We start from the raw sequence: 21265 nt of genomic DNA, 5'->3' as shown, positions 1-21265 counted from the left end.
GGTCATGTCCATTCCCTGCCAACTGGATTCGCTTTTCATGAGCAGCACCGCTGAACCCGAACTTTTCTACATCGGCTATGACGCCTTCCTGGCCGACGTGCAGACCGTCGCGCGCCAGGTGGGGGAGGGCGACTGGACGCCCGACTTCATCATCGGCATCGGGCGCGGCGGGCTGGTTCCGGCCGTCTATATCTCGCACCAGCTCAAGCTGCCGATGCTTTCCATCGACCATAGCAGCAAGGTGCCCGGCTTTGCCGACGAATTGCTGGGCAAGGTCGCGGCCAAGAGCGCGGCAGGGGTAAAGCTGCTGTTCGTCGATGACATCAACGACAGCGGCGGCACGATCGACTATATCCGCCGCCTGCTGGCCGACAATCGCTGCGATGCTGGCAACCTGCGCTTCGCCGTGCTGATGTCCAACAGCCGGTCGCGGCAGACGGTCGATTATTGGGCGAGCATGATCGATCGCGACAGCGACAAGCGCTGGTTCGTCTTCCCCTGGGAATCGGTCGGCGCCAGCGACGATATCGTGGAGGAGGCGCTGTCCGTGCCTGAGCGCCTGTCCTGAGCGGGGACAAAAGCGGCCGCGATGCCAAGAGAGATGGACGGATGCGGATCTGCGTCTTCCTTGGCTCCTCGCCGGGGCGGCTGCCCGTCTATCGTGAGGCGGCGGAACAGTTCGGGACCCTGCTGGCGCAGCGCGGCATCGGCCTGGTCTATGGCGGCGGCACGGTCGGGCTGATGGGCGTGGTCGCCGATGCGGCCTGCGCCGCGGGCGGCGAAGTGATCGGCGTCATCCCCGAAGCGTTGCGCGCGCGCGAACATGACCATCAGGGGATCAGCGAACTGCATGTCGTCCAGACCATGCATGAGCGCAAGGCGCTGATGGCGAAGCTGGCGGACGGATTCGTGACGCTGCCAGGCGGCATCGGCACGTTCGAGGAGATGTTCGAAGCCTGGTGCTGGTCGCAGCTGGGCTATCATGAAAAGCCAGTCGGGATGCTGGACGTCAACGGCTTATACAGTGGCATGTCGGGCTTCATCGATCATGTCGTGGCGGAAGGTTTCCTCAAGCCCGAACATCGCGCCATGCTGCTGATCGAGCGCGACCCCTCAGTGATGCTCGACCGCATCGCGCAATATCTGCCGCCCCGGACAGAACATTGGCTGGGCGACGGTGATGTTTAGGCAATAACGCGAAAGGAGCGGACTAGACATTATCCGCCAGCCATTTGGCCAGCCGTTCCAGATTCGACGCCACCGCCTCTTCCGGCAGGAACGAGCCGGTAAAACTGTTGCGCGCCAGTGTCGCCAGCTGATCCCGGTCCAGCCCGCGCGCGGCCGCCACCGCACGGTAATTGTCCGCGATATAGCCGCCGAAATAGGCCGGATCGTCCGAATTGATCGTGGCTTTCAGGCCCAGCGCCAGCATGTGGTCGATCGGATGATCTTCGATCGCATCGATCACGCAGAGTTTGAGGTTGGACAACGGGCAGACGGTGAGCGTCATGCCTTCGCGCGCCAGTCGTTCGACCAGCGCCTTGTCTTCAAGCGCCCGGTTGCCATGGTCGATCCGATCGACCTTCAACAGATCAAGGGCCTCATAAACATAGGCGGGCGGCCCTTCCTCCCCCGCATGGGCGACCAGTTTCAGTCCCTTATCCCGCGCTGCTTGAAAGACGCGCGCGAATTTCTCCGGCGGATGGCCCATTTCCGAGGAATCGAGGCCTACCGCTGCGATCCGGTCGAGCCAGGGTTCGGCTTCCGCCAGCGTCGCGAACGCCTCCTCCTCGCTCAGATGGCGCAGGAAGCTGAGGATCAGCAGGCTGGTCATGCCATGACGCGCCTCTGCTTCGGCACAAGCGGACAACAGCCCCTCGATCACCGCGGCGAAAGGGATGCCGCGCGCGGTGTGCGTCTGCGGATCGAACATGATCTCGGCATGGACCACGCCGTCGGCCGCCGCGCGATCGAAATAGGCGGCGGCAAGGTCATGGAAATCCTGTCGCGTCCGCAGCACGTCGGCACCGGCATAATAGATGTCAAGGAAATCCTGGAGATTGCCGAACGCATAAGCGGCGCGCACCGCCTCCACATCCGCATAGGGGATCGCGATTCCATTGCGTCGGGCGAGGGCGAACATCAGGTCCGGCTCCAGGCTGCCTTCGATATGCAGATGGAGTTCGGCCTTAGGCAGGCCAGCGATGAAGGTGTCGAGATCGGTCATGGCATGGTCCATAAAAAGCGCACCATGTTCCCGCGCAGGCACGAACGCAGTTCTGACGGTGCGACTGGATTCCCGCCTGCGCGGGAACACAGGGTTGTCATAGGCTGGGTCGCGCGCATCAGATCGATCGCACCCATTCCGGCAAGTCGCCCAGCCGGTCGAGCATATGGAAGCAGGGATGGTCGTCCGGCACCCGGCCCATTTCATGCGCCCAGGCCCCTTCCTGCGGGATATAGGCGGCCCAGGCGCCTGCCTCCAGCGCGGGGTTGATATCCGACCGCAGCGAATCGCCGGCCATCACCGCCTGGTCCGCCGCAACGCCATATTGAGCGAAGATGCGGGTGAAGGTGTCCGGCCTCTTGTCGCTGACGATCTCGATCCCGCTGAACAGGTCGCCCAGGCCCGACGCCGCCAGCTTGCTTTCCTGGTGCAGCAGGTCGCCCTTCGTCACCAGCACGACCTTGCCCAGATGTGACAACGCCTCCAGCGTCTCCAGCACATCATCGAACAGCTCGACCGGATGGGCGAGCAGGGTACGTCCCGCGGCAAGAATGTCAGACACCAGCGACTTGGACAGATTGTCGCCCGCCAGGTCCACCGCCGTCTCGATCATCGACAAAGTAAAGCCCTTGGCGCCATAGCCATAAAGTTTGAGGTTGCGCGTCTCGCAGGCGATCAGCCGGTCGCGCGTGACTTCATCGTCGGCGAAGGGCTGCAACATCGCCACCAGCGCTTCTTCGGTGGCATTGAAATGGCGCATATTGTGCCAGAGCGTGTCGTCGGCATCGAGGCAGATAAGCTTGATCGTCATCGTCTTTCCATCATGCGCGCCATCATCCACAGGCGACGCGCCGCCCCATAATATAGGTGCGCGCGACGGCCCGGTCATCGCCCAATATCTGCAATGCGAACAGCCGTTCGGCAAGGTCCGCGTCGGCGGTGCGCCGCGCCAGCAGTGGCGTGGCGGCGCAGTCCAGCACCGCGAAATCGGCCTCCTGCCCTGGCAGCAGCCCGCCGACCTTGTCGCCGATATGCAGCAGTGCCGCGCTGCCCGCCGTGGCCAGGTAGAGCGCGCGGAAGGGATCGAGCCGATGCCCGCGCATCAGCGCCGCCTGATAGGCGATTCCGGCGGTGTGCAACATCGAAAAGCTGGTGCCCGCGCCTACATCGGTGCCCAAGCCAAGCTTCAGCCCATGGCGCTCCGCCTGCGCGAAATCGAAAAGGCCCGACGCCAGGAACAGGTTGGAGGTCGGGCAGATCGCGATTCCCGCGCCGCTCTCCCCCATCCGGGCGCATTGGCGATCGGACAGATGGACGCCGTGGGCGAAGACCGACCGCGCACTCACCAGTCCGAAGCGGTCATAGGCGTCCAGATAGTCGGCCGCATCGGGGAAACGCGCCGCCACCGCCGCACATTCGCGTATATTCTCCGCCAGATGGGTGTGGAGCAGCACATCGGCGTGATCCGCCAGTAAAGCACCGGCGACATGCAATTGCGCGTCGGACGAGGTCAGCGCGAAACGCGGCGTCACCGCATAGCCCAGCCGCCCTTGGCCGCGCCACCGGCCGATCAGCGCCTCGCTCTCGCCACGCGCCGTTTCCGGCGTGTCGGCCAACCCTTCAGGTCCCAAATCCATCAGTACCTTGCCGGAAATGATCCGCATGTTCCGGGCCAACGCCGCATCGAACAACGCATCTACCGAATGGGCATGGACGGTCGGGAAGACCAAGGCGCTGGTGGTGCCGTTCCGCAGCAGCTCGTCCAGAAACAGCCCGGCGATCAGGTCGGCATGGGCGCGATCGGCGAACGCCTTTTCCGCCGGAAAGATATGGCGATCAAGCCAGTCGAGCAGCTGTTCGCCATGGGAGGCGATCCGGTCCATCTGCGGATAATGGACATGGGCGTCGATGAAGCCCGGCACGATCAGCCCCGGCAGCGTTTCGACCGGCACGTCGGCATGACGCGGCGCAAGGTCGGCATAGGCACCGCGCGCGACGATGATACCGTCCTCCACGACCAGCAACCCGTCCGGCTCATGTCGCACCGCTTCGGCGCAGGTCAGCGGATCATGCGCCACCGACAGGATTTCGCCGCGAAAGGCCTGGATGGTCATGGCCGCTCCAGTTGCAGCAATTGGGCCAGCGCGGCGATGGCGATCACATCCGGTTCCTTGCCGGTCACGCCGCTGACCCCGATCGGGCAGGTCAGCCGCGCGCGGGCCGTTTCGCCCACACCGTCGCGATCTAGCCGACTATGGAAGCGTGCGCGCTTGGTCTGCGATCCGATAAGGCCGACAAAGGCGATCGGTCCCCGCTCCAGCGCCGCGCGGGTCAGCCGATAATCGAGCGCATGGTCATGGGTCAGGATCAACAGCGCGGCGTCATCGGGCGCTTCGGCGACGCACTGGGCGATGGCATCTTCCGGCACGATGGCCACGCCGTCGATCGTCTCGAACAAGGGCCGCGTGTCGAACCAGGCGAGGCGGAAGGGGAGCGCCTGCGCATGGCGGGCGATCGCCTGCCCGACATGGCCCGCACCGAACAGATAGAGCGGACGACGGCGCTGGCCGATCATCTCGGCGAAGGTCGCGCCCTCACGCGGCCGATCGCCCCGCGCTGACAGGGCGATGGGCGCGGCCTGCGCGCTGACATGGCGTTCGATCCGGCCGGGCGTGAGCGTGGACACCAACACCCGCTCCTCCGCCGCATCGGCCAACCAGTCGAGCGCTGCGGGATCGACATGCTCGATCAGCAACCGCACCCGCCCGCCGCAACATTGGCCCAGCAATGGTCCCAGCGGATAATCCTGCACACGCCAGTTGCCCGGCGGCAATGCCAATATGGCCTGCGCCTGCTCGATCGCGCGATGTTCCAGTTGGCCCCCGCCGATCGTCCCGAACAAGCGGTCGGCGCTGACCAGCATCCGCGTGCCCGCGCCGCGCGGCGCCGATCCCTCGCTCGCCAGCACACTCACCAGCGCGGCCGGTTCGCTCGACGCCACATCCTTCATCCATGCCAGCCAGTCGCTCATGCGGCGCGATGATCCGCGATGGCGCGCAATATGCGCTCCGGCGTCGCCGGGGCGTCGAGCGGGGGCAGGGCGCGCGTGTCGGACGCGACCGCGGCGATCGCCTGATGGAGCGCGGAAAAGACCGAAATCGCCAGCATGAAGGGCGGCTCGCCCACCGCCTTGGACCGGTTGATCGTCGGCTGGACATTCTCCCCATCCCATAGCTGGATCGACAGATGGCGCGGCCGGTCCGATGCGGTCGGGATCTTGTAGGTGGCGGGCGAATGGGTCAGCAGCCGGCCCTTGTCATCCCAGACCAGTTCCTCGGTGGTGAGCCAGCCCTGCCCCTGAAGGAAGCCGCCTTCGATCTGGCCGATATCGATCACAGGGTTCAACGATTGGCCGACATCATGCAGGATATCGACCGCCAGCACCCGATGCTCGCCGGTCAGCGTGTCGATCGCGACCTCCGCCACCGCCGCGCCATAGGCGAAATAATAAAAGGGACGGCCCTTATGCGCGGCGCGGTCATAGGCGATGTCGGGCGTGGCGTAATAGCCGGTGGAGGAGAGCGAGATGCGCCCCATATGCGCCTTGCGGCACAGATTGCCGAAACCCAGTCGCTCCGCGCCAATCTGGACGTCGCCGGCCACAAAGCGCACCTCTTCCTCTGCACAACCGAAACTGCGCGCGGCAAATTCGGTTAGCCGGTCGCGGATCGTCATCGCGGCGTTATAAGCTGCCATGCCGTTCAAATCCGCGCCCGATGACGCCGCCGTGGCGGAGGTATTGGGCACCTTGTCGGTCCGCGTCGCGGTGATCCGCACCTGCCCCACCGGCACGGCGAACACGTCGGCCACCACCTGCGCCACCTTGATATAGAGGCCCTGGCCCATCTCTGTGCCGCCATGATTGATCTGGATGCTGCCATCGGCATAGACATGGACCAGGGCGCCCGCCTGATTGAGGTGGGTGGTGGTGAAGCTGATCCCGAACTTGACCGGGGTCAGCGCGATCCCCTTCTTCAGCACCGGATTGCGTGCGTTAAACGCGGCGATCGCTTGCCGCCTTGCATCATAGCGGGCGTCCGCGCGCAGCCGGGCGATCAGTTGCGGCGCGATATTGTCCGTGAGCGGCATGTCATAGGGGGTGACGTCGCGGCCGGGGCCGTAAAGATTGGCGATCCGCACATCCAGCGGGTCGACGCCCAGATGTGCGGCGACATCGTCCATGATCCGCTCGATCGCCAGCATCCCCTGCGGCCCGCCAAAGCCGCGAAAGGCAGTAGCGGAGACTGTGTGGGTTTTCAGCCGCTCCGAAACGATCTCGATTGCGGGTAAATAATAGCAATTGTCGGCATGGAACATCGCACGGTCGTTGATCGCGGGGGAAAGGTCCACCGTCGCGCCGCAGCGCGAGGCAAGCCCAAGCTTGAGCGCGCGTATGCGCCCCTCCGCGTCGAATCCCGCCTCATAATCGACCCGAAAGTCATGGCGCTTGCCGGTCATCACCATGTCGTCGTCGCGGTCGCAGCGGAACTTGGCGGGGCGTCCGGCCTTGTCCGCCACCAGAGCGGCGGCGGCGGCGAAGAGGGCGGCCTGCGTCTCCTTCCCCCCGAACGCGCCGCCCATGCGTCGCACCTCGACCGTCACGTCGGCGGAACGGCGACAGAGCATATGGGCGACCAGATGCTGCACTTCGCTGGGATGCTGGGTGGAGGACAAGAGATGCATCTGCCCATCCTCGCCCGGCGTCGCGATCGCGACTTGCCCCTCCAGATAGAAATGATCCTGCCCGCCCATGTCGAAACCACCGGTCAGACGATGGGGCGATTGCACCAGCGCTGCGGCCGCGTCGCCGCGCGCCATGCGCTGGGTCGGCTCGATCAGCGACGCGGCCGCGCGGGCGTCCGCGATCGTCAGATGCGCGGGCAGCGGTTCGTAAGCGATCTCGCCCAACCGTGCCGCCTGCCGGGCGGCGCGCTGGCTGGTCGCCGCCACCAGGAAGATCGGCTGGCCGATGCAGATGACCTCGCCATCCGCCAGCAGCCGGTCGTCGCCCGCGACCGGGCTGACGTCATTGGCGCCGGGAATGTCGGCGGCGGTATAGACCGCGACCACGCCCGGCGCGGCGCGCACGGCGGTCAGGTCGATGGCCGTGATCCGCGCATGGGCCTCCTTGCTTTGACCGAAAGCCAGATGCAGCATCGCCGCCGGTTCCGGCAGATCGTCGGCATAGCGGGCGAGGCCGCTCACATGCAGCGCCGCGCTGTCATGCGGGTTGGATGGCTTCGCCAGCGCTGGCAGGCCGGGATCGCGCTCAGCCATGCTCCGCCTCCAGCGCCAGCAGCGATACCGCCGCACCCGACTCCCGATGCAACAGCCGCCACAACAGGCTGGCCGCAGCCTTGATCCGATAGGCGGCGCTGCCGCGCACATCGCTGAGCGGATCATAATCCCCACCCAGCGCGGCCACCGCCTCCGCGATCGTCGTCCGTGTCAAAGATTCGCCGGTTAGGGCTGCCTCGCAAGCCGCGGCGCGCCGCGGCGTCGCCGCCATGCCGCCAAAGGCGACCCGCGCCTCAATGATCCGCTCGCCTTCCATCCTTAGCCGGATCGCGCCGCACACCGCCGAAATATCGCTGTCGAACCGGCGGGACAATTTGCCGATCAGGATGATGTCGGTCGGCGCGGGACGCGGCACATATATGCTCTCGACAAATTCGAACGGCCGCCGGTCCTGCTGCCCATAGGCCAGGAAATACTGCTCCAGCGCCATCGTGCGCCGTCCCACGGCGCTGCGCAGCGTCAGGCTGGCGCCCAGCGCGATCAGCGCCGGCGGCCCGTCGCCGATCGGCGATCCGTTGGCGATGTTGCCGCCCACGGTTCCCGCATTGCGCACCTGCAATCCGCCGATCCGACGCACCAGTTCGCCAAGGTCGGGGTGCAGCCGGGCGAAGGCGGCATGGGCGTCGGCATAGCGCACCCCCGCGCCGATGGTCAGCCCGTCCGGCCCTTCCGCGATCGTCTGCAATTCCGCAATGTCGCCGATGAAAATCAAAGTCTCCAGCGTTTGCAGCCCCTTCGTCACCCACAGGCCGACATCGGTCGCCCCCGCCACCAGCCGCGCGTCAGGATGGGCGGCCAGCAGCTCGGCCAGCGCTTGGGCGGTGCGGGGGATGAACCAGCGCCGCGCGCCATCGCCGCCCGCGATAGTCTGGTCCGATGCGATGGCCCGCAAAGCCGCAACCATGCCCGCATCCTCGCGCGGCAGCGTCGGCACGCTTTCCGCCGCGTCCAATATCGGCCCATAGCCTGTGCAGCGGCACAGATTGCCCGCCAGCACATCGGCGACCGGCAGGTCATGGCCCCGCGCGCCGATGCAGCGGCCATGCAGCGACATGACGAAGCCGGGCGTGCAGAAACCGCATTGCGAACTGCCGTTCGCCGCCATGCAGGTCTGCAACGGGGTGAGCGCGCTATCGTCACCCAGGCTCTCGACCGTCAGCAGCGCCTTGCCATGCAGCATCGGAAGGAAGAGGATGCAGCTGTTAAGCGCCCGCCACGCGATGCCGTCGCCATCCAGTTCGCCCACCAGCACGGTGCAGGCGCCGCAATCGCCCTCGGCGCAGCCCTCCTTCGCGCCCGTCCGCCCAAGGCGATAGCGTAGATGATCGAGCAGGGTGGCGGTGGGATCAACCTGCGCGATCTCCACTACGACGCCGTCCAGCAGGAAGCGCACGCCGCTCATCTCAACTGCCCCGATAGGTCGAATAGCCATAGGGCGATACCAGCAACGGCACATGATAATGGCCATCGTCGGAGACACCGAACTGGACAGTTATAACGTCAAGGAAAGGCGGGTCGGACAATATGGTCCCGCGCGCTCGATAATAGGCCGCGACCGCGAATGTCAGCTGATATTGGCCGGGTTCGATCGGCGGCAGGCCGGGACAGCGGCCGTCGGCATTTGTCTTCCCTGCAAACAGCAGCGCGCCCTGCGCCGACAGCAGCCGGATCGCCACGCCTTCGGCCGGGCAGCCATAAGCAGTGTCGAGAACATGGGTGGACAGGCTGGTCATGCCGTCGCCTCCTGACGCGGCCATTGGCCGACAAATTCCGCTTCGTCATAGGCGATCAGGTCGGCGACCAGCGCATCCCCGTCGTCCAGGAACAGCTGGTCGGTGACGCCGCGCACCAGCCGGGGCAGGGCGGTCTGCAACCCGGACAGCGCCGAGGCGGAGAGGCCCAGGCTGATAAGCGCCGAATAATTGAAGGCGAACAGGCCGTGTAGCGCCGCTGCGCCCGCCTCATCGCGCGGCAGCAGTTGGAAGCCGGGGCCGAGATAGGGATGCGCGTCGATCAGCGCATTGCCCTCGCCCGGCGGCGGGGTGAAGCGATCGGCCCATCGCGCGATATGCGGCGCCAGCCCAGCCAGTTCAGGGCGCAGGCCGGGATCGCTGATCAGGCCGGTCGATAGCACCACGAAATCGAACATCTGTTCGCCCTGCGGCGTACGCACGCAGACCTGTCCATCTTCTTGTCTCACATCCAGCCACGGCGCGCCCAGATGCAGCGCGAAACCGGGCCAGGCCGCCGCGCGATCGAATGTGTCGTTGGTGGGCGGCTGGTTATGGCCCAGGAAACTCGCCATCACCCGATATTTGGTCGCGTCGTCCAGTGCGGGATAGCGGCCGGTGAAGCCGACCCGCTCCATGAAGCGAATGGGGTTGATCCGCGGCAGGTTTTTCCGACGAATGAAGACATGTGCCGCCGCCACGCCCAGGCGCATCGCCGCATGGGCATTGTCGAAGGCCGACGCACCGCCGCCCAATATGCCGATCGACTTGCCCGCCAGCGCGGCATAGTCGATCGGCTCGCTGGTGTGGGCGTAGAGATGGCGGGGCAGGGCGTCGCGGATCATCGCCGGCGTGTGCCATTGCCCGCCGCCCTGGATCCCGGTCGCCAATATGACCTTGCGCGCCAGCAGAGGCGCTTGTCCGTCCAGATGCAGCCGGTGCAGTCCACCTGCCAGCGGCTCGATCAGCGTCAACCGCGTATCGTTGCGCACCGGCAGCGCCAGCACCCGTCGATACCAGCGCAGATAGGCCATCCAGTCGCCGCGCGCGATCTTGTCGACCGCGTCCCAGCCCGCCGCGCCATGCTGCGCCTCCCACCATGCGCGATAGGTCAGCGCAGGCACGCCGAAATCGATCGGGTTCAGCATCTTGGGCGTGCGCAGCGTGATCATCCGCGCATAGCTGTCCCATGGTCCCTCCAGACCCGCCGGGCTTTCGTCGATGATCAGGATGTTGGACACGCGCTCGCGCAACAGGCCGAAGGCCGCGGCAAGCCCGCTCTGCCCCCCGCCCACGATCACCACGTCATGAACAGGACCATCGGGATGGCCGCGCGGCCGGGTCCAGTCCGCGCCGCCGAAACCGATCAGCGACAGTTGGCGGGCGAGGTCCGCTTCCAGGTCGGGCAGGCCACTCATGCCGCCATATCCTTCAGGCGCAGGCGGACGATCTCGCCGATCTGGGCGATGGCGGTGGCGATCTCCTCGTCCCGCTCGTGGCGCAGACGCGCTTCCATGGCCGCCAATATACCCGCCTTGTCGGTCAGCCGCACGCAGATGATGAAGGGAAAACCGAAGCGCGCCCGATAGGCGGCGTTGAGCGCATGGAAGCGCGCATAGTCTTGTGGCGTCAGCCGATCCAGCCCGGCCGACGCCTGTTCCGCCGCCGATGCGTCGGTCAGCGTCCGGTCGATCGCCGCCTTGCCCGCCAGTTCGGGATGCGCGCGGATCAGGGCCAGTTGCTCCTCGCCGCTGGCGCCGCGGACCACCGCCATCAGGTCCGCCCAGCGGTCGCCGGACGACGGGCGCGCGTCGGCCCGCGCCTCGATCCAGGGGCTATGTTCGAACAAGGCTTCTTTGGGGCCGGTCAATGCGTGTTCCCCTCCAGCGAGACATGCGCCGACACGACTTTCCAGCCATCGGCGAACTTGACCCAGCTTTGCGTCTGGCGGCCGCGCCGGTCGCTATTCTCGCGGAAAAATTCAGCGTCGGCGGTGGCGAAGGCTCCGGTTTCATTGGCGCCATAGACGGTGATCGCGACCTTCCCCAGCTTGCGCTGCGGCGATCCGCCCCGCCCCTTGCGAAATGCCCGTATCTCTTCGATGCCGTACAGCACTTCGCCCACGCCATAGCGGTTGGTGGTCGGCGCATCGTGGAACAGCGCATCCATGGCGGGCACGTCGTCCGCCATCAGCGCGCGCTCATATGCGGCGAAGGCGGCGGTGATTTCGGCGAGCAATATGGGATCGTCTATCGTCATGCGGGGTGAAGCTCCATCCAGTGGCGGGCGATATCGATGCGACGGGCGACCCAGGCGTCGCCAGATGCAATGACATGATCGAGGAAGCGGGCCAGCGCGCGCGCGCGGGCGGGGCGTCCGGCGATGCGGCCATGCAGGCCGACCGACATCATCCGCCCGCCTTCCTCCCGCAACTGATCGAACGTGTCGCGCAGATAACGGAAGAACTGCTCGCCCTCGGTAAAGCCGTTATAGGCGACCATCTTCATGTCGTTGGCGTCGAGCGTGTAGGGGACGATCAACTGACCCCGATCATAATAGGGCAGGTCGTCGGCATAGCTGTCCGCATCATAGACGAAGCCGCCTTCTTCCCGCACCAGCCGGGCGGTGTTGGGCGATGTGCGACCCTGATACCAGCCCAGCGGGCGGCGGCCGGTCAGGCTGGTGTGCAGCGCGATCGCTTGCGTGATATGGGCGCGTTCGACATCTTCGGGCACAGTTTGATAGTCGATCCATTTCAGGCCGTGGCTGGCGATCTCCCAGTCGGCCGCCAGCATCGCCTCGACCGCGGCCGGGTTCATCGCCATCGCCTTCGCCACGCCAAAGACCGTGACGGGCAGGGCGCGCTGCGTGAAAATCCGGTGCAGCCGCCAGAAACCGGCGCGCGCGCCATATTCATACAGGCTTTCCATTGCCATCGCCCGATCGGCATGGCTTTGCGCGCCCACCATTTCGGACAGGAAGGCTTCGGAGCCCTTGTCGCCATTGAGGACGTTGTTTTCCGCGCCCTCCTCATAATTGACGACGAACTGCACCGCGACCTTCGCGCCACCGGGCCAGCGCGGATCGGGCGGGGACGCGCCATAGCCGATAAGGTCACGGGGCGAGGTCATGCGTCCCACGCCTCCATCGCCACGCGGACGGCTTCGCCAGCGGGCAGCGCAAACCCCTCCTGCCGCAGGCAGGCCTCCAGCGCGCCGAGCGTGATCAGAACCTTATGCTGCATCGCGTTATAGCCCATCGCGCCGATCCGCCAGATCCGGCCCTGGAGCGGACCAAAGGCGGTGCCGATTTCGATCTCGAACGCATTTCGCATCATCGTGCGGACGCGCTCGCCGTCCACGCCCTGCGGGATGAAGACGCCGGTCACATTGGTCATGCGATGCGCGTCGTCGCCAAAGATGGTCAGCCCCATGGCGCGCAGGCCTGCGGTCATCGCGCGCCCTGCGGCTTCATGCCGGGCATAGCGGGCCTCAAGCCCTTCCCCCAGCATGATCCGCGCACATTCCCGCGCGGCATAGAGCATCGACGTCGCTTCGGTATGGTGGTTGAGGCGCTTGTCGCTCCAATAATCCATAATCATGGCGAGGTCGAAATAGTTGGAGCCGATGCGCGGGCCTGCGCCGTCGCTGATGTCGTCGCGACGGATGCCCGCCTCGACATGTTTGCGCCCCTGAATCAGCGCTGCCGCCGGATCGGAAATGGTGATCGGCGCCGAGCCGGAAGGTCCGCCCAGGCATTTCTGCAATCCGCCGGTGACGATGTCCGCGCCCCAGCGATCGGCGGCCAGCTCCATGCCGCCGATCGTCGCGGTCGCATCGACATAGAGCAGCGCGCCCGCCGCCGCGCACAGCGCGCCCAGGCCGTCAAGCGGCTGCGCCATGGTGGTGGAGGTGTCGCCATGGATGGTGGCGACGACGCTGGGCTGCACCCGTTCGATCGCGGCGGCGATGGCGTCCATCGGCACGACTTCGCCCCACGGCGCTTCGACCGTTTCGATCCGCGCGCCGATGCGCCCCAATATCTCCGTCAGCAGCAGGCCAAAGCGACCGAAATCCACCACCAGCACAGTATCGCCCGGCGCGACCAAGCTGACCAGCGCCGCCTCGATTCCCGCGCGGGCCGTGCCGTCGACCAGCATCGTCCACGGGTTCTGCGTGCCGAAGATCGGGCGATAAAGCGCCATGACCTGATTCATGTAACCCGTCATTTCCGGATCAAACTGGCCCAGCAGATCGGCCGACATGGCGCGTAGCACGCGGGGATGGGCGTTGACCGGCCCCGGCCCCATCAACAGCCGCTGGGGCGGATCGATCTCGCCGAATAAGCCGGAAGCCAAAAGATCATCAAGCGGCGGCAACATACTCTCCCAATCTGTCTATGAAGCCCAGCATAGCCTGCAATGCGGCGTCGGCATCGGCTGGATCGACATGTTCGGCCGAATGATGGCTGATCCCGTGCTTGCAGCGCATGAAGAGCATCGCGGTCGGGCACAGCGCCGCCATCACCATCGCGTCATGACCCGCGCCGGATACGAGGCGGAAGGCAGGCTGTCCGGTTGCAGCGACAGCGGCATCCATGATCGCCATGAGTTGGAAATCGCACGGACTGGCGGGCAGGTCGTGGACCAGCGTCGTCGCCCAATCCAGCCCGCGCCGATCGGCGATGGCGGCAATCGCCTCGATCATCGCCTCGGCCGCGCGATCGCGCCGCCCCGCATCGCCCGATCGCACGTCGAGCGTAAAGCGCACCTCGCCGGGGATGACATTGGGCGCGCCCGGCAACGCCTCGATCCGCCCCACCGTGGCGACAAGGTCGGATGCGGCATCGCGCGCTAGTGTCTCGATCGCCAGCATCGCCTCCGCCGCGCCCGCCAGCGCATCGCGGCGCAAGGGCATGGACGTCGTGCCGGCATGGCCAGCCATGCCCCGCAGCGTCAGTTGATAGCGCAGTTGCGCGGCGATGCCGGTGACGGTGCCGAGCGCAAGCCCCTGCGCCTCCAGCACCGGCCCCTGTTCGATATGCGCTTCGAGATAGGCGAGGGTGGCGCCGGCCGGGCGCGCGGCGGAGAGATAGGTGCGGACATCGACGCCGGCATCCGCCAAGGCAAGGCCATCGCCGTCGCGCAGATCGAGCGCCTCGGCCGCCAGCGTGCCCGCCACCGCCCGGCTGGTCAGCATGGCGGCGGGAAAGCGCGATCCCTCCTCGTCGCCAAAGGCGATCACCTCGATCGGGAAGGGCAGGCGACGCCCGGCGCGGTGCAGCGCCGCGACCGCCTCCACGCCCAGCATGATGCCCAGCGGCCCGTCATAGCGCCCCGCATCCCTGACACTGTCGATATGGCTGCCGATCAGCAGCGCCGGGGCGGCCGGGTCCAGCCCTTCATAGCGGCCGATCAGGTTGGCGGCGGGGTCGCGCCGCACGGCCATGCCGGCCTCTTCCATCCACCCGGCCAGCGCCGCCTGCGCATGGGCATAGGCCGGTGTGAGATAGCCCCGATACAGGCCGTCCGCCATGTCGCTATAGGGCGCGACGCCCAGCGCATCGCATCGCGCGACGGCTCTCGCTCCGCCGCTCACCATGCCGCCACCGCGCCGTCGCTGCGCGGGTCGGTCGCGCCGTCCAGCCTGCCATCAGGATAGCGCACGATCGCCCCGGCATGGCCCATGGTCGCGGTGATTGGCCCGACTTGTTCGACGTCATGACCGGCCGCGATCAGTTCGGCATACAGCCCGTCGTCAAACCCGTCTTCCAGCTTGAGCGTGGTCGACTGGTCGCCCCAGGTACGTCCCAGCAGCCAGCGCGGCGCGCTGATCGCCTCCTGCAAATCCATGCCATAGCGCGCATAACGGGTGAACAAGGCCGCCTGCGTCTGCGGCTGGCCTTCGCCGCCCATCGTGCCATAGGCCATGACCCGCCCGTCATCGAAACAGGCGAGCGCGGGATTGAGCGTGTGGAACGGCTTGCGGCCCGGCTTCAGCGCATTCCAGCCGCTTTCCGCCAATCGGAAGCTGCTGCCGCGATTCTGCCAGGTGATGCCGGTGCGCGGCAGCACCAGGCCCGATCCGAACTCGAAATAGGTGGACTGAATGCAGGATACGACCCGCCCATCGCCATCGGCCGCCGCGAACCAGCAGGTGTCGCCCCATTGTGGCGGCTGCGGCCAGGGCAGGGCGCGGGCCGGATCGATCTTCGCCGCCAGCGCATCCAGCGCGCCGGGATCGTCCAGCAGTCCCTGCCAGTCATAATCGTGGAAAGCCGGGTCGCCGACATGCATATCGCGGATCAGGAAGGCCTGTTTGGTCGCTTCGACCAGCCCATGGACATGGTCGAATCCATCGACGGCCTCTGCGCACAGCCGATCGAACAGGGCGAGGATCAGCAGCGAGGCGAAGCCCTGCGTGGGGGGCGCGCTGTTATAGAGGGTCGCGCCGCTGATCCGTGTGTATAACGGTGTCGATGTAAAGGCGTCGTGCGAGGCCAAATCTGCGGCGGTCAGTGGGCTGCCCAGCGCTTCCAGATCGGCGGCTATGTCAGCGGCCAGTGCCCCTGTGTAGAAGTTGTCCAGACCTTCCGTTGCCAGCCGTTCCAGCGTGTCGGCCAACAGGGGCTGGCGCAGCAGATCGCCTTCGCGCAGCGGACGGCTGTCAGCTTCGAAGACCGTCGCATAGGCGCCGGGCTGGCCGCGCAACTCGTCGCCCTTGGCCGCGGCGATGGCCGCGCCGCCCGCCGTGACGGCGACGCCCGCCCGCGCATGGCCGATCGCATCGCGCAGCAGTCGGGCCAGCGGCAGCGTGCCGCTCTCCAGCGCCGCCGCCCAGCCCGAAATCGTCCCCGCCACCGTGTTCGCCGCCAGCGGCCCGCGCGTCGGTACTGCTTCAAGTCCCGCATAGAGCGGCAGATCCGCCTTGGCCGCCGCGCCGCCGCAGCCATGGATGGCATAAACGCGCCCTTCCGGCTCGCGGATGACCCAAAAGCCATCGCCGCCGATGCCGGTCATGTGGGGATAGACCACCGCCAGCGCCGCCGCCACCGCGACGCAGGCCTCCACCGCATTGCCGCCGTCACGCAACACGCTGAGGCCCGCCGCGCTCGCCAGATGATGCGGCGCGGTCACCATGCCGTGTCGGCCAGATACGGTCGAAAGCGCCATCAGTCGGGCAGCGCCGCGACGAAGGCGCGCACGACATGAGCGCTGTTGACCGACGCCAGAGCCATGAAGGCGACCATCTGATTCTCGCCCGCATCACCTCCGGCCAAGTCGGACAGGCTGCGGAACACGATGACCGGCACGCCATTGGCATAGGCGACTTGCGCCACCGCGGCGCTTTCCATGTCCAGCACGCGCGCCTTCCACGCGCTGCTCAGATAGTCGCGAAATTCGGCATTGTCAGCGAAGACGCCCGCCGAAACCCCGGTGCCGCCGACCACGATCTTGGGATCATGCGGCAGGCAGGCCGGGGCCGTACCCTCATTCTGGACGCAGCGTTCCAGCTTGACGTCGCCCGCCACCTTCTGCGCCAGTCGCAGCAAGGCGGGATCGACGCCGAAGCTATAATGGCGCTTCACCGGCTCGTTCGCATTGCCGATGCGCACGCCGCGCGGGAACATCATGCCCCAATTGGCGGGCGCGTCCGCATCGACAGCTTCGGGTACCGTCCAGCCATCGCCATTTTTGCGGGCGAAGGACACTTCCAGATATTGCGCCCAGTCCTGCGGCACGATGACGTCGCCGATCGACAGGCCGGGATCGACCCCGCCCGCTATCCCTGAAAAGACGATCCGCCGCACGGTGAAGCGGTCCAGCACCAGTTGCGTGTTCATCGCGGCGTTCACCATCGACACGCCGCTCTGCATCAGCAGCACCGGCTTGCCCGCCATCCGGCCGGTCAGAAAGGTCATGCCGTTGATCTGGTGCCGCTTGGGCTTGTCGACCGACTTTACCAGCGCATCCCATTCGGGGAGGAAGGCGGTCATGACCACGGTGCGCGGCGTGCTGTCCGCCTTGCGCGCCATGGCCGGGGTGGGGAGGGCGAGCGCCAGCAGCGCGAGGGCGAAGAATCGCATCAGGCTGCTCCCATCCAGACGAAGCGAATGACGAAAAGACCGGCCAGCAGGAACAGGAGCCAGTCCTTGCGCGTGGCCGTGCCGCGCAGCGCTTTGAGCGCCGCATGAGCGGTGATGCCGAAGGCCAGGCCATTGGCGATCGAGAAGGTCAGCGGAATCATCGCCACGGTAAGGAAGGCGGGGATAGCCGACATCGGGTCTTCCCATTCCACCTCCGTCAGTGGCAGCAGCATCAAGCCGCCGACGATGATGAGGGCGGGCGCGGTCGCGGCCAGCGGCACCAGTTGCGCATAGGGGGCGACGAACATGGTCAGCAGGAACAGGATGCCGGTAACGACGGCGGTCAGGCCAGTGCGCCCGCCCGCCTGCACGCCCGCCGCGCTCTCGACATAGGAGGTGACGGTGCTGGTGCCCGCCATCGACCCGACGATGGTGGCGACCGCGTCGGTCATCAATATGCGGTTGAGGCCGGGGATGCGCCCCGCCGCGTCCATCAGGCCCGCGCGCTTCGTCACCGCGACCAATGTGCCGATATTGTCGAACAGGTCGACGAACAGGAAAACGAACAGGATTTCCAGCAGGCCGAGGCCATGGCTGCCGGTCAGGCCGAACACGCCGGGCAGGTCGAGCTGAAAGGCGGTGCCGGTCAACGCCTCCAGGCTATAGGGTTCGGGCTTGACCGTCACCATGCCGGTCAGCCAGCCGACGATCGTGGTGGCGACGATGCCGATCAGCATCGCGCCGCGCACATTCCACACGCTGAGCGTGCCGATGACCAAAAGCCCTAGCAGCGCCAGCGCGGCGCCGGGGGCTTTCAGGTCGCCCAGCGCCACGAAGGTCGCCGGATTGGCCCCGACGATCCCGGCATTTTTCAGGCCGATGAAGCCGATGAACAGACCGATGCCGCCCGCCACCGCCGCGAACAAATAGGTGGGGATGACCGCCACGATCAACTGCCGCACGCCGGTCAGCGTCAGGATCAGGAAGGCGACGCCGGACAGGAAGACGCAGCCCAGTGCGATTGGCCATGGCACGCCCATCTGCCCGACCACGGTGAAGGCGAAATAGGCGTTCAACCCCATGCCCGGCGCCAACGCCAGCGGGACATTGGCGGTCAGGCCCATCAGGATCGAGGCGAAGGCGGCGGCGAAGCAGGTGGCCGCCGCGACCGATGCGACAGGCATCCCGGTCGATCCCAGGATCGCCGGGTTGACCAGCACGATATAGGCCATCGTCAGGAAGGTGGTGATCCCGGCCAGCACCTCCGTTCGCGCCGATGTGCCGCGCTGGCTGAGCGCGAAATAGCGGTCCAGCCCGCCTGTCGGCGCTTCTGGCGGATGGTGATCCGCGACCTGCGATGGCGTCATGCGATGTCCCCCGAATATGGATGTCCCGGCATGGCGACGCCGGTGATGCCCCGTTGCTCCAGCATGGCTGCCAGCCGGAACAAGGTCGGCTCGCCACCCGGCTTGCCGATCAGTTGCAGCCCCAATGGCAGCCGCCCCGGACGATAGAGCGGAATGCTGAACGAAGGGAAGCCCGTGAAACTGATCGGCTGGCTATGGATGCCCAGATCCGCGCGCGCCGGCGCCATCGCCCCGTCGATCAGGATGCGGGGATCGTTGATCGGCGGCGCGGTGCAGGGCGTCGCCGGTGCGATCAGCACGTCATAAGGCGCGATTAAGTCCAGCATGGTGGCGCGGAATCTGGCGCGGAACGCCTGCGCTTCCGCATACAGGCCATCGGGCAACAGCGCGCCGGCGATCAGCCGGTCTCGCACCTGCGGATCGAACGCCATGGCATCGCGCGCCAGCGCCGCACGGTGCAGTCGCCCGCCTTCGCTCGCCGTTATCAGGAAGGCGGCGGAACGCGCGCGGGCGATATCTGGCACGGTCACGACCGGCGAATCCGGCGCAATGGCGTCGATCGCTGCGCTCTGTTCGGGATCGATATTCTCGGCGAAGCGGCCGCCCAACTGGGCGAGGCGGATCGGCGCGCCGTCATCCTGCGCGGATCGGCCGGCCAGTACTTCCCATATCGTCACCATGTCGGCCAGCGACGCGGTGAACGGGCCGATATCGTCGAAACTTTCGGCGAAGGGAAAGACGCCCGTCATCGGCAGGGCGCCATGGGTCGGTTTCAACCCATAAAGGCCGGTCAGGCTGGCCGGCACCCGGATCGACCCATTGGTGTCCGACCCCAGCGAAAAGGGCAACAGCCCGGCCGCGACCACCGCCGCCGACCCGCCCGACGACCCGCCGGCTAAGCGGGTCAGGTCATGCGGATTGCGGGTCGTGCCATGCAGCGCGTTGATCGTTGCAAAGCCATAGGCGAACTCGTCCATGTTGAGGCTGGCCACCAATATGGCGCCGGCCGCCTTCAGGCGACGGATCGCTTCGGCATCCTGCGTGGCTGGCGGCGCATCGGCATAGAGCCGCGATCCGGCGGTGGTGGGCAGGCCGGCGATGTCGAACAGATCCTTCACGCCAAAAGGCACGCCCGCCAGCGGCCCCGGATCGCGACCGGCGGCGACCAGCGCGTCGATCCTCGCCGCATCCCTGCGCGCCGGGCCGGCCATAATGCGGGTGACGGCGCAGAGCGGCGCTGCTTCCTTCGCCAGCGCCGTCAGGCACTGGTCGAGCAACTGCGTGGCGGATTGCTGACCGCTGCGCACGGACTGGGCGATCGCCATGGCTCCCGTCATGGCGCGGCGCCTTCATTCCGGTCCAGCAACAGGCCGGCATGATGATCGAGCAGCGCCATGTTCGCGACCACGCCGGGCATACAGGCGGCTGGGATCGGCAGGCCGATGGCGTCCGCGGCCCGATGAATGTCCGCTTCGCTGCGGGGCAGCGGGGGGGCAGGTGTCGAAATGAGGACAGAAGCCTGCCGCGCGAACCGCCCAGCCAGCGCCGCGCAAATAAGAAGTTGCAACTGGTGGAATATCATCAGCGGCAGGATCAGCAGGCCGACTTGCGCCGGGGGGAACAGCGCCCCGGCCATTGGAACGCCGGACACCAGGCTTTTCTTGGACCCGCAGAACAGCAGCACGATCGCATCCTGGCGCGCCAACCCGGCCAGCCGCGCAACGCCCATATTCACGCTCATGACGATAGCCAGGACGAGCGCGCTGAGGCCCAGCAGCAACATCAGGTCGCCTACGCCGACCTGCGTCCATATGCCGCCGGCGACGGCGGCGCTGAAAGCGGAATAGACCACCAGCAATATCGCGCACCGGTCAACCGGCATCAAAAGCCCCTTACGCCGGTCGATAAAGCCGCCGATATAGGGGCGCAGAAAATGACCCGCGACGAAGGGGACCAACAGTTGCAGGGCGATATTCTGGACGGAATGGATCGTGGCCGTGCCGCCATGTCCCTCTACATTCAGGGTCAAGGTGACGAGCAGCGGCGTTAGCAGGATGCCGATCAGGTTGGACAGCGACGCGCTGCACAGGGCGGCGGCGACATTGCCGCCCGCCATCGCGGTAAAGGCGATCGACGACTGGACCGTGGAGGGCAACAGGGTCAGATAGAGCAGGCCCGACATGAGCACCGGATCGGCCCAGCCCCGCATCAGCGATGTCATCGCGATGCCGGCGGCCGGGAACAACAGATAGGTCGATGCAAAGACCAGCAGATGCAACCGCCAGTTGCCCGCCCCCTGCAGAATCGCCGCGCGCGACAGTTTTGCGCCATGAAGGAAGAACAACAGCGCTATCGCGATATCGGCCAGTATATCGATCCAGCCCGCGGCCTGCCCCCTGGCCGGCCACAGCGACGCTGCGCCGACCGTCGCGACCAGCCACAAGAGAAACGGGTCAATCCGCAGGATAGCAAGGGTCGGGCGCGCCATGCCGGCCTTA

20 protein-coding genes are annotated in these 21265 nt (G+C 66.5%); 2 read left to right on the top strand and 18 right to left on the bottom strand.

Annotated elements, in window-relative coordinates:
* Positions 1-37 precede the first annotated feature (37 nt).
* The gene (locus sphantq_RS22100) at positions 38-568 is read left to right on the top strand and encodes a phosphoribosyltransferase (protein ID WP_066608741.1); all 531 of its coding nucleotides are present in this window, start codon (positions 38-40) and stop codon (positions 566-568) included.
* A gap of 41 nt (positions 569-609) precedes the next feature.
* The gene (locus tag sphantq_RS22095) at positions 610-1188 is read left to right on the top strand and encodes a TIGR00730 family Rossman fold protein (RefSeq protein WP_272800398.1); all 579 of its coding nucleotides are present in this window, start codon (positions 610-612) and stop codon (positions 1186-1188) included.
* Between the two features lie 22 nt (positions 1189-1210).
* Here sphantq_RS22095 and sphantq_RS22090 read toward each other — a convergent pair whose 3' ends face one another.
* The 18 genes from sphantq_RS22090 to sphantq_RS22005 all read right to left on the bottom strand — a co-directional run bounded on the left by sphantq_RS22090 (position 1211) and on the right by sphantq_RS22005 (position 21255).
* Positions 1211-2227: an adenosine deaminase gene (locus sphantq_RS22090; protein ID WP_272800397.1), complete on the bottom strand. Its 1017-nt coding sequence runs from the start codon at positions 2225-2227 to the stop codon at positions 1211-1213.
* A gap of 118 nt (positions 2228-2345) precedes the next feature.
* Positions 2346-3038, bottom strand: coding sequence for an HAD family hydrolase (locus sphantq_RS22085; protein ID WP_272800396.1), 693 nt, complete (start codon positions 3036-3038; stop codon positions 2346-2348).
* 22 nt (positions 3039-3060) lie between these two features.
* Positions 3061-4341: a guanine deaminase gene (gene guaD, locus sphantq_RS22080; protein ID WP_272800395.1), complete on the bottom strand. Its 1281-nt coding sequence runs from the start codon at positions 4339-4341 to the stop codon at positions 3061-3063.
* Complete coding sequence (xdhC, locus tag sphantq_RS22075; RefSeq protein ID WP_066608084.1) at positions 4338-5258, bottom strand: xanthine dehydrogenase accessory protein XdhC; 921 nt, start codon at positions 5256-5258, stop codon at positions 4338-4340. Before xdhC ends, guaD begins: the two co-directional genes overlap by 4 nt.
* Positions 5255-7564, bottom strand: a complete 2310-nt coding sequence (gene xdhB, locus sphantq_RS22070; protein ID WP_272800394.1) for a xanthine dehydrogenase molybdopterin binding subunit — start codon at positions 7562-7564, stop codon at positions 5255-5257. Before xdhB ends, xdhC begins: the two co-directional genes overlap by 4 nt.
* On the bottom strand, positions 7557-8987 hold the full coding sequence (gene xdhA, locus sphantq_RS22065; RefSeq protein WP_272800393.1) for a xanthine dehydrogenase small subunit: 1431 nt from the start codon (positions 8985-8987) through the stop codon (positions 7557-7559). The genes xdhB and xdhA overlap by 8 nt, the downstream gene beginning before the upstream one ends.
* A 1-nt stretch (position 8988) precedes the next feature.
* Entirely contained in the window at positions 8989-9318 is a 330-nt protein-coding gene (gene uraH / locus sphantq_RS22060) for a hydroxyisourate hydrolase (protein ID WP_066608750.1), read from the bottom strand.
* Entirely contained in the window at positions 9315-10733 is a 1419-nt protein-coding gene (locus tag sphantq_RS22055) for an FAD/NAD(P)-binding protein (protein WP_272800392.1), read from the bottom strand. Before sphantq_RS22055 ends, uraH begins: the two co-directional genes overlap by 4 nt.
* Positions 10730-11185 carry a 2-oxo-4-hydroxy-4-carboxy-5-ureidoimidazoline decarboxylase gene (gene uraD / locus sphantq_RS22050; protein WP_066608097.1) on the bottom strand — a complete coding sequence of 152 codons (456 nt, stop codon included), beginning with the start codon at positions 11183-11185 and terminating at the stop codon, positions 10730-10732. Before uraD ends, sphantq_RS22055 begins: the two co-directional genes overlap by 4 nt.
* The gene (gene hpxZ / locus sphantq_RS22045) at positions 11182-11574 is read right to left on the bottom strand and encodes an oxalurate catabolism protein HpxZ (protein WP_066608100.1); all 393 of its coding nucleotides are present in this window, start codon (positions 11572-11574) and stop codon (positions 11182-11184) included. Before hpxZ ends, uraD begins: the two co-directional genes overlap by 4 nt.
* Positions 11571-12446, bottom strand: a complete 876-nt coding sequence (gene puuE, locus sphantq_RS22040) for an allantoinase PuuE (protein ID WP_272800391.1) — start codon at positions 12444-12446, stop codon at positions 11571-11573. Before puuE ends, hpxZ begins: the two co-directional genes overlap by 4 nt.
* A complete protein-coding gene (locus sphantq_RS22035; protein ID WP_443021576.1) occupies positions 12443-13696 on the bottom strand; it encodes a pyridoxal-phosphate-dependent aminotransferase family protein in 1254 nt (417 codons plus the stop codon). The genes puuE and sphantq_RS22035 overlap by 4 nt, the downstream gene beginning before the upstream one ends.
* A complete protein-coding gene (locus sphantq_RS22030) occupies positions 13680-14915 on the bottom strand; it encodes an allantoate amidohydrolase (RefSeq protein ID WP_272800390.1) in 1236 nt (411 codons plus the stop codon). The genes sphantq_RS22035 and sphantq_RS22030 overlap by 17 nt, the downstream gene beginning before the upstream one ends.
* A complete protein-coding gene (locus sphantq_RS22025; RefSeq protein ID WP_272800389.1) occupies positions 14909-16486 on the bottom strand; it encodes a gamma-glutamyltransferase family protein in 1578 nt (525 codons plus the stop codon). The genes sphantq_RS22030 and sphantq_RS22025 overlap by 7 nt, the downstream gene beginning before the upstream one ends.
* Positions 16486-17400, bottom strand: coding sequence for a 5'-methylthioadenosine/S-adenosylhomocysteine nucleosidase (locus tag sphantq_RS22020; RefSeq protein WP_443021575.1), 915 nt, complete (start codon positions 17398-17400; stop codon positions 16486-16488). The genes sphantq_RS22025 and sphantq_RS22020 overlap by 1 nt, the downstream gene beginning before the upstream one ends.
* Positions 17400-18767: an NCS2 family permease gene (locus sphantq_RS22015; protein WP_272800388.1), complete on the bottom strand. Its 1368-nt coding sequence runs from the start codon at positions 18765-18767 to the stop codon at positions 17400-17402. Before sphantq_RS22015 ends, sphantq_RS22020 begins: the two co-directional genes overlap by 1 nt.
* Positions 18764-20104 carry an AtzE family amidohydrolase gene (locus sphantq_RS22010; RefSeq protein WP_272800387.1) on the bottom strand — a complete coding sequence of 447 codons (1341 nt, stop codon included), beginning with the start codon at positions 20102-20104 and terminating at the stop codon, positions 18764-18766. Before sphantq_RS22010 ends, sphantq_RS22015 begins: the two co-directional genes overlap by 4 nt.
* Positions 20101-21255 carry a bile acid:sodium symporter gene (locus sphantq_RS22005; RefSeq protein WP_272800386.1) on the bottom strand — a complete coding sequence of 385 codons (1155 nt, stop codon included), beginning with the start codon at positions 21253-21255 and terminating at the stop codon, positions 20101-20103. Before sphantq_RS22005 ends, sphantq_RS22010 begins: the two co-directional genes overlap by 4 nt.
* Positions 21256-21265: the final 10 nt, after the last annotated feature.

The organism is Sphingobium sp. AntQ-1, assembly GCF_028538045.1.
GTDB lineage: Bacteria > Pseudomonadota > Alphaproteobacteria > Sphingomonadales > Sphingomonadaceae > Sphingobium > Sphingobium cupriresistens.
This window is presented reverse-complemented; position numbering and strand designations above follow the sequence as displayed.